The sequence below is a fragment of the Candidatus Saccharibacteria bacterium genome, from assembly GCA_016699955.1.
Taxonomy (GTDB): domain Bacteria; phylum Patescibacteriota; class Saccharimonadia; order Saccharimonadales; family UBA4665; genus JAGXIT01.
The window spans coordinates 351,302-366,598 of record CP064993.1; the positions used below are offsets into that span (position 1 = coordinate 351,302).

Annotated in this window: 11 protein-coding genes and 1 pseudogene; 6 read left to right on the top strand and 6 right to left on the bottom strand. The window is 44.1% G+C overall.

The window, feature by feature from the left end; all coding sequences use genetic code 11:
• Positions 1 to 40: 40 nt before the first annotated feature.
• Together IPL85_01840 and IPL85_01845 are read left to right on the top strand one after the other, a co-directional pair.
• A complete protein-coding gene (locus tag IPL85_01840; protein QQS20174.1) occupies positions 41 to 1,717 on the top strand; it encodes a hypothetical protein in 1,677 nt (558 codons plus the stop codon).
• A gap of 23 nt (positions 1,718 to 1,740) precedes the next feature.
• The gene (locus tag IPL85_01845) at positions 1,741 to 2,649 is read left to right on the top strand and encodes a methyltransferase domain-containing protein (protein QQS20175.1); all 909 of its coding nucleotides are present in this window, start codon (positions 1,741 to 1,743) and stop codon (positions 2,647 to 2,649) included.
• 7 nt (positions 2,650 to 2,656) lie between these two features.
• Here IPL85_01845 and IPL85_01850 read toward each other — a convergent pair whose 3' ends face one another.
• The 3 genes from IPL85_01850 to IPL85_01860 are packed head-to-tail and all read right to left on the bottom strand — an operon-like array spanning position 2,657 to position 6,712.
• A complete protein-coding gene (locus IPL85_01850; GenBank protein ID QQS20176.1) occupies positions 2,657 to 3,883 on the bottom strand; it encodes a glycosyltransferase family 4 protein in 1,227 nt (408 codons plus the stop codon).
• Positions 3,880 to 6,246, bottom strand: coding sequence for a glycosyltransferase (locus IPL85_01855; protein ID QQS20177.1), 2,367 nt, complete (start codon positions 6,244 to 6,246; stop codon positions 3,880 to 3,882). Before IPL85_01855 ends, IPL85_01850 begins: the two co-directional genes overlap by 4 nt.
• A gap of 7 nt (positions 6,247 to 6,253) precedes the next feature.
• Complete coding sequence (locus IPL85_01860; protein ID QQS20178.1) at positions 6,254 to 6,712, bottom strand: hypothetical protein; 459 nt, start codon at positions 6,710 to 6,712, stop codon at positions 6,254 to 6,256.
• Positions 6,713 to 6,777: 65 nt separating this feature from the next.
• On the opposite strand from IPL85_01860, the gene IPL85_01865 reads away from it, so the two are divergent.
• Positions 6,778 to 7,932 (top strand): glycosyltransferase family 4 protein, encoded by a 1,155-nt coding sequence (locus tag IPL85_01865; GenBank protein ID QQS20179.1) that lies wholly within the window; start codon positions 6,778 to 6,780, stop codon positions 7,930 to 7,932.
• Between the two features lie 59 nt (positions 7,933 to 7,991).
• Positions 7,992 to 8,954, top strand: coding sequence for a methyltransferase domain-containing protein (locus IPL85_01870; GenBank protein QQS20180.1), 963 nt, complete (start codon positions 7,992 to 7,994; stop codon positions 8,952 to 8,954).
• On the opposite strand, the pseudogene IPL85_01875 reads toward IPL85_01870, so the two are convergent.
• Together IPL85_01875 and IPL85_01880 are read right to left on the bottom strand one after the other, a co-directional pair.
• A pseudogene (locus tag IPL85_01875) lies at positions 8,947 to 10,121 on the bottom strand (ABC transporter ATP-binding protein). The gene IPL85_01870 and the pseudogene IPL85_01875 sit on opposite strands and share 8 nt — an antisense overlap.
• On the bottom strand, positions 10,121 to 10,933 hold the full coding sequence (locus IPL85_01880; protein QQS20181.1) for an ABC transporter permease: 813 nt from the start codon (positions 10,931 to 10,933) through the stop codon (positions 10,121 to 10,123). The pseudogene IPL85_01875 and the gene IPL85_01880 overlap by 1 nt, the downstream one beginning before the upstream one ends.
• Before the next feature lie 101 nt (positions 10,934 to 11,034).
• On the opposite strand from IPL85_01880, the gene IPL85_01885 reads away from it, so the two are divergent.
• Positions 11,035 to 11,967, top strand: coding sequence for a GDP-mannose 4,6-dehydratase (locus IPL85_01885; protein QQS20182.1), 933 nt, complete (start codon positions 11,035 to 11,037; stop codon positions 11,965 to 11,967).
• A 57-nt stretch (positions 11,968 to 12,024) separates the two neighbouring features.
• Positions 12,025 to 14,193 (top strand): hypothetical protein, encoded by a 2,169-nt coding sequence (locus tag IPL85_01890; GenBank protein QQS20183.1) that lies wholly within the window; start codon positions 12,025 to 12,027, stop codon positions 14,191 to 14,193.
• An 8-nt stretch (positions 14,194 to 14,201) separates the two neighbouring features.
• Here the strand turns inward: IPL85_01890 and IPL85_01895 are convergent, their stop codons facing one another.
• The gene (locus IPL85_01895; GenBank protein ID QQS20184.1) at positions 14,202 to 15,239 is read right to left on the bottom strand and encodes a GDP-mannose 4,6-dehydratase; all 1,038 of its coding nucleotides are present in this window, start codon (positions 15,237 to 15,239) and stop codon (positions 14,202 to 14,204) included.
• Positions 15,240 to 15,297: the final 58 nt, after the last annotated feature.

Below are 15,297 nucleotides of genomic sequence, written 5' to 3' on the forward strand. Positions count from 1 at the left end.
CCTGTTAACACTAGTAATACTACTATACACTACGCCTTTCTTGTTGACTGGTAGTCTCCTCGCACCAGGAGATGCTGACTACCTAATGCAATCCGTAGAAGCAGCTCGTAAATCTATGCTGGAATACGGTCAATTCCCATGGTGGAATCCTTGGATTAGTGGAGGAGTTCCGCTCTTTGCTAACCCGCAATTTGGTCTGTTAAGTTTACCTACATTATGTGGCCTAGTATTTGGATCCATTCTTGGATATAAAATTGCACTGGTCATGTACTTGATAATTGGTTTCTGGGGCATGTTTTATCTTTTAAATCGCTGCTTCCGGACACCAATCATCACAGCGATTCTTTTAAGTTATGTGTGGACGTTCGGGAGCTTCTTTGCTCACCGAGTAGCTGGCCACTATACATTTTTCACAATCGAGTTCTTTCCTTTGTTACTATACATTTTTATAAGACGTCGAGAAATTAAACATGGTTGGCTGTGGTTTGGACTCCTGCTAGGACTCATGATAAATGCCGCCGCTCACAATACCACCGTAATGAGCCTAGCGGTTATTGGATTATTTATTATCATAGAACTCGTTAAGATTGGCTTAAAGATTTCAAAAAAGCGTTCACTGAAAGTATCTATTGAGTTAAATCTTATTGAGATAAAAATGTTAGTAATGGCGGGGCTTGTGACATTAGTGGTTGCTGGACCACGTATGCTTTTAAGTATGAGTTACGTCCGCGAATACCCTCGAAATCTATCGTTCTTCCCGGAAGAAACTATAGGCATATTCAAGGGCATATTCTCAATCTTCGGTCCGATACGACAATACATTGATCAGCCTACAATACCAAACTGGTCGTGGATGGAAGTAAGTGCGTATATTGGGTTTGCAACAGGAATTGCCGCGATAATCTGTCTTATTTTACTAATAAGGTCGCGGCTTCTGTTTAAGCATGTCGTAAATAGAATATCTCCAGGTATTATATTGATCCTCGGCGTTGTTTTCTTCCTCTTAGGTCTTGGGCTAATTATTGGTAATGTTTCACCTTACAATATTTTGAGTCATCTCCCAGTATTCTCTGATATGCGCGTAGCTTCAAGGTGGATGGTATGGTCATCCTTGATGGTAATACTCTTCGTTGGGGCATATCCCCTGAATAGGTACCGAAAAGTAATTAATGCTCTTGTGGCAATCAGTGTCGTTGAGCTTTTTATATTCGGCTCTGTCTTTTTCGCAAAACCTTACACTATTCACGCTGCTGACTACCCGGAATCAGACGTCATCAACCAACAAATTCATTACGACACAAAGCGGAATGGTGCGGTATATGACGAAAACCTGACAGCTACAACCATGTCTAACATTGGTCAGGTCATTGCTGGAGACGCCCTTATTGATACACGTAATCCTGCGCCTTTCGGGGCAGATACAATACGTTGCGATAGCGATATTAACTCCTGTACATTTATCCTAACAAACAATGCTACTGTGGAAAAGTGGTCGCCAAACCACATAATTCTGAGACGGACTGGCCCAGGTAATATTCGTATTAATATGAATCCTGGAAAATATTGGCTTGTGAACGGTGTCTATCCATTTTGGAATATGAGATTAGCCGAGCCAGGAAGTGAGTTCATTATCACCAATCCAAGTGACAGAATAGCCCTGAAGATTCAGCCAAAATTTTCACCTGAGTGGTTCATGTGGAGATTGTCTCAACTTTAAGGCTATTATAATGGAGTGAGAGTATGGCAAAAATATCTCCGAAACAAGTCAAAGAGCTGAATAAACTATTGCTAGGTAAGTCCATCAGCATAACAAAAGCAGGATCAATAGCAAAACGCATAAATTCCAGTGGTGGTAACGCGCGACTTTACGCAGTTGAGTTATTCCTCTCACCGGAGTTCTTAAAAATAAGTCGCAATGCAGCAATGGAGTTCCACCTATACTACGCTCACCATGCACGCTTACAGCTAGTATCATCTCTTCTTCCTCCTGCAAAGAGGATTGTTGATCTTGGAGGAGCAAACGGATCTGTCTACGAGATGGGATACCCCCATGATTTTGAAGAGATAATCGTCGTAGATTTACCTCCTGATTCCCGAGATCCTATGTATAAGGAATTGAAGCTAAAACCTAAAAAAACTCCTCAAGGCAAAATACGAGTTCACTTCGGTGACATGAGTGATCTTAGTTTTCTGGATGACAACAGCGTGGATCTTGTATGGGCAGGCGAGTCAATTGAGCATATCGACGAAGAAGCGGGCGAGTTAATGATTCGTGAAGCTTATCGGGTTCTAAAACCTGGTGGATCATTCAGCCTCGATACGCCTAACCGTCTCATCACTCAAATCCATACTTCTGGATTTATACATCCTGAACATAAGCTCGAATACTATCCAAAGCAAATTAAGTCAGTACTGCGTAAGTGTGGCTTTAAAATTGTTGAGCAAAGAGGTGTTCGCGACATGCCCCGAACGCATGCAACAAAGGTGTTCCACTACCAAGATTATGTACTAGGGAACCCGTTGCCTAGCTCTATTGAATCAGCTTATATGCAGTACTACCGTTGTGTTAAACCACTCCCCATTCGGCATCGGATAGCAGTAAAGCGTAGACTATCTGGTTTAAGAAACCTCACCCGACCGAAGAAGTAATTCTTTGTTATACGCTCTTCACGAACGCATTAACCTGATCGAACATATCATACCAGCTAGTAGGTTTGTAGCTGTCTTGAATACTCTTCTCTTTTTCTAATAAAGTATCGTCATCGAGGTATTTTACGATGCACGACAGAATATCTCCTGTGTCGTATGGTGAAAAATAGTCTATTAAGTCTCCGGCAATCTCCGGCAATGAAGATGTGTTTGACGAAATACATAATTTTCCATACGAAAGCGATTCTGCGACAGGCATACCCCAACCCTCATAGAATGATGGGAAGATACTAAACCTGCAATTACAATATAGCCATACCAGAGTGGAATCATCCGCATCGTTGATGACAAGTATACCTTGTTTAGCGATAGGGTCGTGTTCGACGATGTAGCTAAAGTCATCCGTTTGCCAGCCCTTGCGGCCTACGATAACAATCATAGGTATAACTATGCCTCTACGATTTGCTTCTCTCAGCGCATAGAAAAGGGATAAATGATTTTTTCGTACTTCTACTGTGCTGACAGATAAAATAAATCCTGGCTTAAGATCACCGAGTTTTGCGGGTAAATTACTGCCTGAAACCTCATCAATATTCTCTCCAATCCTCACAACATTAATAGCAGGACTGTTTTGTATACTATGATCCTTTATGAATTCTCGTACATCAGATGCTGTTGATTCAGAGATTGCTATAATACCTTCAGAGATCGAAAAAACTTTTTTTTGATAATCAGTAAACGTTTCAGGAAGCCAATCAACTACAAAACCTGGAAACAACGTAGGGATCATGTCGAAAGCAAAGTGTACGAGCTTAAAACCATGTTGTTCCTTTGCTTTCTTTAAATCGTTTATAAACTCACCTACCCATATTCCTCCCAGAATAAGGACCTTGTCATCTTTCTTAAACGGGCTTGTTACACGAACGGTATCATGTGCGTGCCTATACGAAGTACGATTACCCGCAAGAAAAACACGGCTCCTTGCTAGAAATTTCTTGGTATGTTCTGTATATACTTTATGGTCTTTCTTTGTATCTATAATCCCAGACTTCACGATATCATCTGGGATAAAATCAACCTGGCTGAACGCCTTTTTTTCCTCCGTGTATACAAAGAATTTCACCACTTCTTTAGATTCAATATATAGCTTAGAAAGATTATACTGAATTCTTTGTATGCCTGTTAGGCTTCCCTTCCACTGAAGAAAGTCTGTGAGATCGATCCAGACCGTCATTCTGATGCCTCGTTTTTTAGTACTAGCTTCTTCATATCCTCTGCGGTTGTTATTGAACCAGTTTTAACGGTGGACGATACGATATTTGGTTCACATTTGCTAACAGATGAATCATTAATTAAGCCTAGTAGTGACTGCACGTACTTCTCATGCGAGTGAGACTTTTGAACATATTCTTTTGCATTTTTTGAAATAGACGTGAGCCTACCTTTATCAAGTATGAGTTGTTTGAGTACTTCGACAACTTCGAGCTCTTTATCCACCTTTACTACACAATCATCGGGAAGCTGAGAGTACCATCCTATATTGCGGACAATGACTACGCAGCCATGTCTCATTGCTTCAAGCGTTGAAAGAGAAGTTTCGCCCTGATATTTCATCCTATAATTAACAAATATGTCTAAGTCCCTGAGACTATTCTGAAAATCAAAGTCCGTTAAATTAGTGGTTAGCTCAACGTTATCAAACGAGGTAATCTCATCGAGCGTTTCTTCGCTTGCAAAATTATAGCCAAACATATGAATCTGTGTATTTCTAAAACTATTATCAGATGCAATAGTTTTAATTACATCAAGTCCTTTAATACCCGCGATAATACCCGCGAGTCCAATAGTGATTGCATCATACCTACGATGTTCATCCATTCTCCCAACGTGCGTAGGTAGAGCAGCCTCAGATATAGTCGATTTGTAACTGCCTTCAGCTATAGATGCTACTGCTTCACTTGCATACTTCGAATGCGTTAGAAACCCAACCTGCCTTTGAACGATTGAATAAAGATGGCTGCTTGTATCAACCTGCTGTTTATCGGTAATTACTTTTTCAAGAACCGCTCGTTCGTGAGATATCATGTCCTGTTCTTCCATAATCCTGAAAGCTTCACCGATTTTTGTATCGTGCAGGATCACAATGCCCGGAAGATACAGTGCGTTTGCGATACTGAAAATATGATAGTCACTATTACCTATATGATATATAACGGCTTCGTACTGTTGATATTTTTCAACGGAAAAACATGCTGCGGGGAAACATTTAGCTATGTGCTTTAAAAAGTCAGGCCTTGTAGAAACGTTGCTAACTCCCTGCTCCGTATAGTAGTCGACGTCAAAATATTTACTTAGAGTGGCATGGCCCTCTGATACGACTTTACCCACCGCAGATAGTCCGTCAGTTCGTGGGGTGAATATTGCTATACGTGGTCGCTCGTGTGTATTTGATATGCTCGCCTCGCGCATAGAGCTTACTGCACGTTTGCCTGTTGCACTCCACGAATAATGATCGAGTATGCGCTTATATTCTTTATCGTCAACCTTTGCCTCAGTGACGGCGTTTTCAAGACAATCAGCAATCATCATAGGATCGCGGTAATCTGTGTAGTAAAGTCCTTCTTTAGATATCTCTCGAAATACAGGTATTGATGAACATACTATTGGTTTTGACGCTGCGACCCCCTCGAGTATTGGTAGACCTAACCCTTCGCTCTCCGGTACAAATAGAATCGCTGCTGCTTGCTCGTACAGCCAGTCAAGCTCATCATCACTTACATTTCCTGTAAAGATGAGGTTGCTAGATACAACTTCGAGCCGAATCCGTTCACTTTTGTGAATTTTGGAAGTAATCACAAGATAACTGGGCTTCGCATGAGATTTTCTAAACGACTCGAATGCTATTACTGCCATAAGGTTATTTTTTCTAGGATCATCACTTGTAGGCATTAGTACGAAATATTCAGGAATATCAATCTTTGGTTTAACAGGATGAGTGCCTAACGTAATCGGACCTCCATCAATAACCTTGAGCCTATCATCTGGGATACCCAGGTATGTCATGACGTCATCTTTAACCGCTTTTGAAATTGTTAGAATCGCATCTGCATCAAACAAAAGGTTGAATCGTTTTAAATAGTTCTCAAAGGGCATTACCGGCTGGTAGCGCGTGTGGTTTAGAAAAGGTATTAAGTCATAAAAAACGACTATTTTTTTTACAGCTTCGGGATAGACTGACACTGCAGGCTCTTGAAATGGTGACGGTATTAAAAAATCAATGGTATGCTTTTCGGAAAAATGTTTGTCTATGTATTCATTGATTATACCAGCATTATGCTCTTTAGCTTTCTCGATAGGGGCGTGCAGGGTCGTGGCAAGGTCTAGATATGTTACATGGACATTACCGAACATCGACTTGATAGACTCTTTACTGACCGGGTTTGCACATGTCCTTTTTGTAAGCAAAACCTCTACATGATCATACTCATTTTCATCAATTATGGAGAGGATTAGACGAGAGGAGAATCTGCCCATGCCCCTGTCACGTGCGTTAGTTTGAAGAATCTGACCATCAACTAATAAAATCCGTCCGCTCATTACATTTCTACCCCTTCACCTTACCTAGTGTGCGCCGAATCATAGCAAAACTCCCATCACGACCACTTCTATATATCTTTGCTCCCACCCTGTAGTGTAATTTTAGTGGGTGTGCTTGTTTTTTTGAGTGATAGGTAAAAAACTCGTCGATATCGTAGCCTATAGCAATGGCATGCAGCTTATTAAGTGGTAGTGCTTCGTCTAAAGTGATTTTAGGATGTACTTTTATGTCGATCTTTTTTCTGGTTCCATGAGTATTAATGTGGTTCATAATTTTATTGTCTATTTTGTTATACAGTTTTCTAACAAGAATTGTTGTACGATCCTCCGCAGCCGATACTGCATGCAACTCATTAATCTTTGCATTCAGTAAAGCAATTGTGTGGTCTCTCTTGCTAATCTCGCTCATTGCATCAGTAAGGGCACGCCGAAGGTGCTGCTCAGTAGTTTCTTTTTGATTTGTCATATGCCTACAGTATATAAGAGTAACGATACGCTTAAAAGGATGATACGGGTATAATGGAACTTGTTATGAAAAAGAAAAGAGTATATATAGACGGCGAAGTCCTCGTAATGCCTCATTTTAGTGGGATTGGTCATTATTGTTTAGAACTATTCCGAGCACTAGATGCCCAGCTAACAGATTACCCTAATCTTGATGTCCGCATGTTCGTTCATTTTCCGCACATAGACAAGGCACGTAGCTATGATTTTAAAAATATTAAGTTAATCAAGTCTCCATTCTCATTGAGAATATCTAATGGTTTAAAAATTAGAGGAAAACAGCCACCCCTTGACCTTATATTTGGCCCTGAGCTATATGTTTTTCCTAACTATTCCTCGTGGCCTCTATTATTTTCAAAGTCTGTTCCTTTCATCTATGATCTATCTTTTGAAAAGTACCCAGAATTTGCAGAACCACGCAACCAGGCATTTTTATCAGACCAAGTTAAGAAATCTGCCAAAAGAGCCTCCCACATTGCTACGATTTCGAAAAATAGCAAAAAAGAAATTAGCATGTTTTATAATACGCCCCTTGACCATATTGGGGTATACTATCCTGCCGTTAACACTGAAGTCTTTCATAAACGCACTAATAAAGAGATTAAAAAAGTAAAAAATAAATATGGAATATTAGGACAATATATATTATTTGTAGGCAACATCGAGCCTCGGAAAAATCTTAAAAATCTTCTCCTTGCATATGAAAAGCTAGATGTAAGCACACGTAAGAACCACCCCTTACTCTTAGTTGGTGCAAAAGGATGGCAAGACGGTGAAATAGTTGAAATTATAGCAAGGCTAAAGAGTGCGGGTAACACTATTCTGCGCCCCTCTGGCTATGTTAATGACGCCGACTTACCAGCAATATACAGCGGAGCAAGTCTTTTCGTCTACCCAAGTATTTACGAAGGGTTCGGTATACCCCCTATCGAAGCGATGGCCTGCGGGGTTCCGGTGATATCTTCTGATAACTCTTCCTTGCCTGAAGCAGTAGGGGATGCCGCGAAAATGGTGAGTGCTGAGTCGGTAAGTGAATTAGCCGATGCCATTAATGTAGTTTTGTCGAGCAGTTCTTTGCAGAAAGATATGATTTCAGAGGGCTTCAAACAAGTACGTAGATTTAGCTGGCCACGTGAGGCGAAAAAAATGATAGAAACACTTCAGAATATAGTTATCTCATAATGTACAAATCAAATAAGAAATATATAATTACCATAGAAGGTTAGCTGAAAGGAAAAATAATGTCGGTAAAAACAAAGCTTGGCTACCCGGTTAAACTATTGAAGCATATATATCAATTACCCCATATGGCTAAGCGGACAGAGGATGCGCAAACAGCTATGGGGAATCGTATTGATGAGCTAGAGAGATTGTCACGGGAAGCCAATGAACGGATCGTGTCGATTTTGAATACGATAAGTGTCTTACCCAACTTAGATTCTAGAATTCTTGGTCTGCAGCATCGTTTAGATGTCGAGAAGCATTTAACGAAATCGAGAGCTCCAGAAACAATAGAAAGCGTCAACAATACTGTATCAGACAACCATGAGTTTGATTATTTTTATAAATTATTTGAGGATAAATTTAGAGGTTCAGAAGAAGATATAAAAGAGAGAATTTCTGAGCACCTACCACTTTTTCTTTCTTTGTCGCCGATAACAAAAAAATTACCAATCATTGATATCGGTTGCGGGAGAGGAGAATTACTCAGTTTACTAAAAGACAATAAACTCAAAGCTGTTGGCGTAGATATGAACGCAAGCATGGTACAAAGAGCGAAGAAGTTAGGTTACGATGCAGTTGAAAATGATGCTTTAAGTTTTCTACTGGAGCAAAAAAGTTCATCCCTAGCCGCAATAACAGGTTTTCATATAGTAGAACACATTCCTTTTGAGGCACTGCTAAAAATATTTGAGCAGTGCTACAGAACAGTATCACCCCAAGGATTTGTATTATTTGAAACCCCCAACCCTCAGGCAGTCACGGTGGGTGCGAATACCTTCTATCTTGATCCTTCCCACCAAAAGCCAATTCCACCCCAACTCCTTGCTTTTATGCTTGAGAGTGTCGGCTTCAAGCCTGAGATAGTGCCCTTGCATCGTGTACGTCCAGAGGTAAATCATCAAGACAAAATTATTGCCGAGATGTACGAGACTTTATACGGCCATGGAGACTACGCAGTAATAGCCCGTAAGGTTATTTAACGCGAAAGCCTGGGTCGATAGAATATGGTATGTTTCGTTCTTTCTTTACTTTAAACTGTGCCGCTTCATCCCACCAGTCGTAGACCGTAATACCATCCGAGGCAATCAGTGCCGCATCCACATAATAGTCACCATCTGCCAATACGTTTGGTAGCTCCCATTCTAGTTTCTTAGTATCACCTACTGACATTACGCCCGTTTTAAATTTTTCAATTTTTGTATTTGTTCCTGTAATGTTTTCGCCCGACACAGATCTTATACGTAACCCAACGTTTGGATTTTCTATGTTAGTACTTGCTTCAATCTGATAAAAAATCGTTATGCGCGCTTCTGAAGCGCGCACGGATACCTTGGTCGTTTTTATTCCACCTTTACCCCAGCGACTACTTTCTTCGCCGAGGGATTCAATCTCAGCCGTACTATCTGTGAATAATTTAGTGTATTTTTGAGCTACCTTATCCGTCTCTCCGGCTTCGATAATCTCGTTATTCTCAATAAGAATCGCTCTGTCACAATATTCACGGACCGCATCCATGTCATGCGAGACAAATATCACTGTAGTTCCACTCTTTTAAGCCTTTTAAAGTAGTTGAAGCACTTACGCTGGAAATCTGCGTCCCCGACTGCTAACACCTCATCGATAAGCAAGATGTCTGCCTTCGCCCGGGTTGCCATGGAGAACGCTAGCCGAACCTGCATGCCAGATGAATAGTTCTTGAGTTTCTGATCCATGAACTCTTCGAGTTCAGCAAAAGATACAATATCGTCAAACATGGCATCAATCTCTTTGCGGGAGAAGCCCATGAGCGCCCCATTTAGATACACATTGTCGCGGCCAGTCAGTTCGGGGTTAAACCCAACACCAAGCTCGATGAATGGCACCAAGCGCCCTGCAACCCCCACTTTTCCATCAGTTGGCTGGTAAATACCAGCTATCATCTTGAGCAGTGTGCTTTTGCCGCTTCCATTGCGACCAACTATGCCGAAGAACTCGCCCTCGTGAACATCAAACGAGACGTCTTTGAGCGCATGCTGTGTTGCCGCCTTACGCCCTCGCAGTGTCAGCAACGGATGTATGAAAAAGCTTTTTATGGAAGTTACTCGCTCGTGCGGTAAACGAAAATCTTTTGAAAGGTTTGAAACCGATACAACAATCTTATTACCCATCAAACATTCTCCGCAAAACTAGGTGACTGCCGCTTAAAGTACGTGACCGCAAGTATTAGTAGTAGTACGACGATGGTAGGCGGTATATAAGCATAGGCGCCACCGCCGAAGGCTTGCCACGTCGTGGTTGTTGATGGTGCTATGAGAGCATACCTTGCATCCTGAATAATTTGAGCGAGTGGATTAAGCAGCGCAACTTTTGCTGCGTCCTGGGAGTACTTGGCTATAAGTGAAATCGGATAGAGGATTGGCGTTGCATAAAAACCAACCTGTAGTAGAAGCTCCCAAATGTAGTTTGCGTCACGCAGTTTTACATATAACGCGGCCAAGAAAAACGCTACTGACAGAGAGAGAACAAACAGCTCGATTGCAACGGGGATAATTAGGACTGCTCGAGGCGCCAACTCTACACCATTCACCGCGATGAGTACTCCAACTATGACAAGGTTAATGGCGAGGTTTATAAGAGCAGAGAATGAACCTGCGATGACGATGACGTAGCGCGGGAATGAAAGTTTTCGCATAAGGTCTCCCTTCCCGACGATTGCGGACATGCCGTTCATAGTTACTTCAGTGAAATAGTTCCAAAGAACAATACCCAGCAACAGGGCGACTGCGAAATGCGGCTCATCGGCACCAAACTTCAAAAAATGTATGAAGATGACGTACATAATCGCAAAAAGCGCGAGTGGTTTCAGTACCGTCCACACGTAGCCTAAAACAGATCCTTTGTAGCGAATCTTGAAGTCGGTCCTCACAAGCTCACGCAATAAGATAGCGGGGTAACGGTACCGTTCGATAAAAGGCTTCATATACGCTATACATTCTACCGTGAATCACTCTTTCCGACAATCAATGGTTCACCGACCAAGAGAGTTTTACTTTCCTAGGGCTCGTCCGTATACTATCTGATATGAGTAAAGTTATCGTTACCGGAGCGAACGGGTTTGTGGGCAACCATCTCGTACTGGAACTGGCGCAAGCTGGCTATGAGGTTATTGGTGTTGGCGGTCCACGCGTTCCGGGCATGAAAGATCCTGAGGGTCTTACGCACTACATAGTGGCGGACCTAAACAACCCAGAAGAGGTAAGTCAGATAGACTTTACTGGCGTAACTGGCCTCATTCACCTTGCTGGCATGGCAGCGGTTGGTCCATCCTTTGACGACCCGCTTACCTACGTTTCGGTCAACGTCGGGCTTCAGGTGCATTTATTCGAAGAGGCTGCGAAGCAGGGTGCAAAACCGAAATTTGTCGTTATCAGCAGCGGTGCGCTGTATGACCCGAACGCTTCTCTGCCACTCACAGAAGAGTCTCACGTACTCCCGTCGTCACCTTACGCCGTCAGTAAGATTGGTCAGGAGCAAATGGGTCTTTACTACCATTTGCGCGGGTTTGAGGTGGTCATCGCTCGCCCATTCAACCATATTGGCCCAGGGCAGAACCTAGGCTTCATCGTACCTGACCTGACCAAGCAAGTGATTGACGTGGAGCGTGGTGAGACCGATAGAGTCTTGGCTGGGAACATGGATGCAAAACGGGACTACACAGATGTACGAGATATCGCACGAGCTTATAGGCTCATGTTGGAACATGGTAGAACCGGCGAGACATACAACATTTGTTCCGGTACTAGCTACAGCGGACAGGAAATGCTTGACCTGATTCTTACGGCTGCCGATTCACATGCGGTCGTAGAGAATGACCCTACGCGCATGCGTCCCTCTGATACGCCCGACATTTACGGTAGCCACGAAAAACTAACTGCCGATACCGGCTGGCAGCCAGAAATCCCTCTGGAAGTCACCCTCGCCGACGTTGTCGCCGATTGGCGCAGCCGAGACTAGCCTAGACATTAGGGGTCATTCTTGACTTTTAGTACTTTTTGTTTATAATATATCGTCATGGCTCACCCTGTTGGAAACACTCCTGATCGACCTCCCGTCGTTGATGGCGGTAGCTTTGCTATAACCCACTTATCAACCGATCCAGAAGGTTATAACGTATCACTTACCGGTGTTGGGCGTACTGCTCTTTTAGGGGACAGTCTTGCTATCTTGGGTGACCCGGAGATTCCGAAAAAGGTAAGAGCTGCGGTTTGGGAGGAAATGCGGTTTGCTAAACTGCCCCTGCTTGCATATGTTGCGGAGAAACGCCTTTCGGCACATCAAGCTGAACAAACTGGAGACAGCCAAGCTGTACAACGGATTCGAGAAAACATTCAACAGGTTATAGGCTCAGGCGATTACGCCACTCAAAGGTTTCAGTATGTGGCGGGGCAAGGGCTTGGTAAGAAAATCGGTTTTCGCAACCTTATGGAGGACCCAGATAACAGCAACCTGCTTACCGGCTCAGCCCAGCTTGTCCCTTTCTATATGTACAATCGCTTCTCGTCTCCTATATATCACAGGGAGGCGCTTGGTCATTTAAGTGAAGCTGCTGCCGTAACGCTGGCGCTCGTCACTGCTGATAACCGTTTAATCCTGCAACATCGTGCTGTATCACACCGAAATCTTTTGGACGGTAAAATGAGTGGGGGTAATGCCAGCTACAATGATATCCCAGGAGCAAGTGCTGCGGGGTGGATAGATGCCGCCCCCAAGAAGCACGGTGAAAAAGATGGCACCCCGCCGGACGTCACCACCGAGAGTCTCTTGGGTAGCGTCACGAAGGAGATGGAGGAAGAATTAGGTCTTGATAAAAAGGAGCTCACGGGTATACGTCTCGTTGCCATGGCACATGATAATATTAAGCCACACACTGAGGTACTTTACCTAGCAAAGACTCGTCTGACTTTCGAGGAAGTCAGAAAGCACTCCGAGAGTTCGAATAAAAATAAAGGTCTTGCCCCCGAAGATCTTGACGAGAAGTTTTTCGATATCGCAGCCTCGCCGGAGGCTATCAAGACACTACTTTCAGAGGTTCACTGCCCTCTGCCCCCAACCCATGCTGCCGCTTTTCTCGCATGCGGATATAGCTTGATGCTCGAAAAAGGTAATAAAGCTGCAGCTGACAAGTGGTTGAATGAGGCGAAGATAGGTGTTGCGCAGAATTATACAACGATGGATGCAATGGTAGCAAAGTATTACAAAACCTTCCCGGGCGCGAATAAGCTTGTCCCTGAGCGTATGTGGAACAAGCACGTTGCTGACAGAAATCTTGACGCTTATACTCCGGCTTATACACCGAGCGAACAAGGGTTGCCTGACCTAGATGACGAGCTGGTTCGAGTCGGATTAGTACCCGAGGAACGTCGAGTAGTCGACACCGCATACCTATTCGATGTTGACGGCGTGCTAACCAACCCTACGACAAAGATTGTCGATAGAGAGGCTATCTTCACGGGGCTGATTGACCGCCTCCAGGCTGGCCTGCCGGTCGCATTTAACACTGGTCGTTCAACAAAGTGGGTTGTCGACAACGTAGTCCAGCCAATGCTGGAAAGAGCTAGCGACCCGGGCATCCTCCAAAACGCAATCATCGTCGGTGAGAAGGGCGCCTCCTGGGCAACGTTTGGCGAAGACGGTACCCCCTTATATGGCATAGCCGATTCGCTAAGTTTGCCAGATACTTTAAGCCAAGCCGTCGATGAGTTAGCAAGCAAGTATGCCGACACTATGGGTAACCTAGACCCTAAGCAGACGATGTTCTCCGTCGAGATGCTTGATGGTGCCAATATCGATGAGTTCCATGTGGTACAAGCTGTCTTTGCGTCTGAGCTTCAGGCCCTACTAGATTCACATCCTGAGGGAGCTATGTTCCGAGTTGATAAAACAGCGATTGCAACTGACGTTGAGAGCCGCTACGTTGGCAAGGCACTGGGAGCTGACCGCTTTCTTGAATTTCTCCAAACCCGAGACTTGAAAGCCAAACATTATGTCGCATTCGGCGATAGCCCTTCCGACCTCGCCATGGCTGAAGAGTTGGCTCGACGGAGCCAGAGCGTAGAGATGGTCTACGTTGGTAATCCTGCAGATATAGGTGACGCGCGTACCTTACGCTACGCCGTTAGTCTTCTAGCCGGCAATACGGCAGCAACCGCGAACTTTCTACAGGACGAAAACCACCGTTAGGTCAAGGTTCAGTCGGATTCGAGTTCTAGGTCATGCTCAACCATAAGCGTTACAAGGCCGGGAAAGTCGACGGCGCGCTTCCAGCCAAGGACGGTTTCGGCTTTGGTTGGGTTGCCAAGTAAGATGTCCACCTCAGCGGGACGGTAAAATTCTGGGTTTACTTTTACGCGTACCAGACCTTCCTCGTCAACACCTTCTGTTTTTTCGCCCTCACCTCTCCAGGTGAGATTCATGCCAACTTCGGCAAATGCCAGTTCACAAAAATCGCGGATTGTATGGGTCTGACCGGTCGCAAGTACATAATCGTCCGGCTTATCCTGTTGGAGCATGCGCCACATACCCTCAACGTAGTCACCGGCATATCCCCAATCACGCTTACTATCGAGATTGCCAAGCTCCAAATATTCTTGGGTACCCTGCTTGATCCGTGCAACCGACAGGCTGATTTTGCGCGTTACAAACTCGGGTCCACGGCGTTCGCCTTCGTGGTTGAAAAGTATGCCACAACTTGCATGCATGCCGTAACTTTCACGATAGTTTTTAGTAATCCAGTGACCATAAAGCTTTGCGACACCATAAGGGCTACGTGGATGAAAGACTGAGTCTTCGTCATACCCTTTGCCCGGGCGGTTATAGTCAAGACCGCCAAACATTTCAGAAGTAGAAGCCTGATAAAAGCGTGTTGTGTTTTCGAGACCACTTAGACGGATTGCTTCAAGCACATTTAGAACACCTTTGCCCGTCACGTCACACGTAAGAATTGGGTCGCGGAATGAGTAGCCTACGTGACTGATGGCCGCAAGGTTATACACTTCGTCTGGTTTAATACTCTGAACCGCACGAGTCAGCGCAGAAAGATCAAGCAAGTCGGCCATGACAAGCTCGGCATATGGCATTTCTGCTTTTAGCTTTTGGTAGCGTGGATGGCTTGCCTCCATTTGGCCGCGAACAACTCCGTATACTTCGTAGCCTTTTTCGTGTAGTAATTTTGCAAGATGTCCGCCGTCTTGCCCGGCCATGCCCGTTAAAAGCGCTTTCTTCGCCATACTGTCTCAGCTCCTCTCATTAAATTCTATAAAAAGTATACCACTCCCTTAGGGTTGA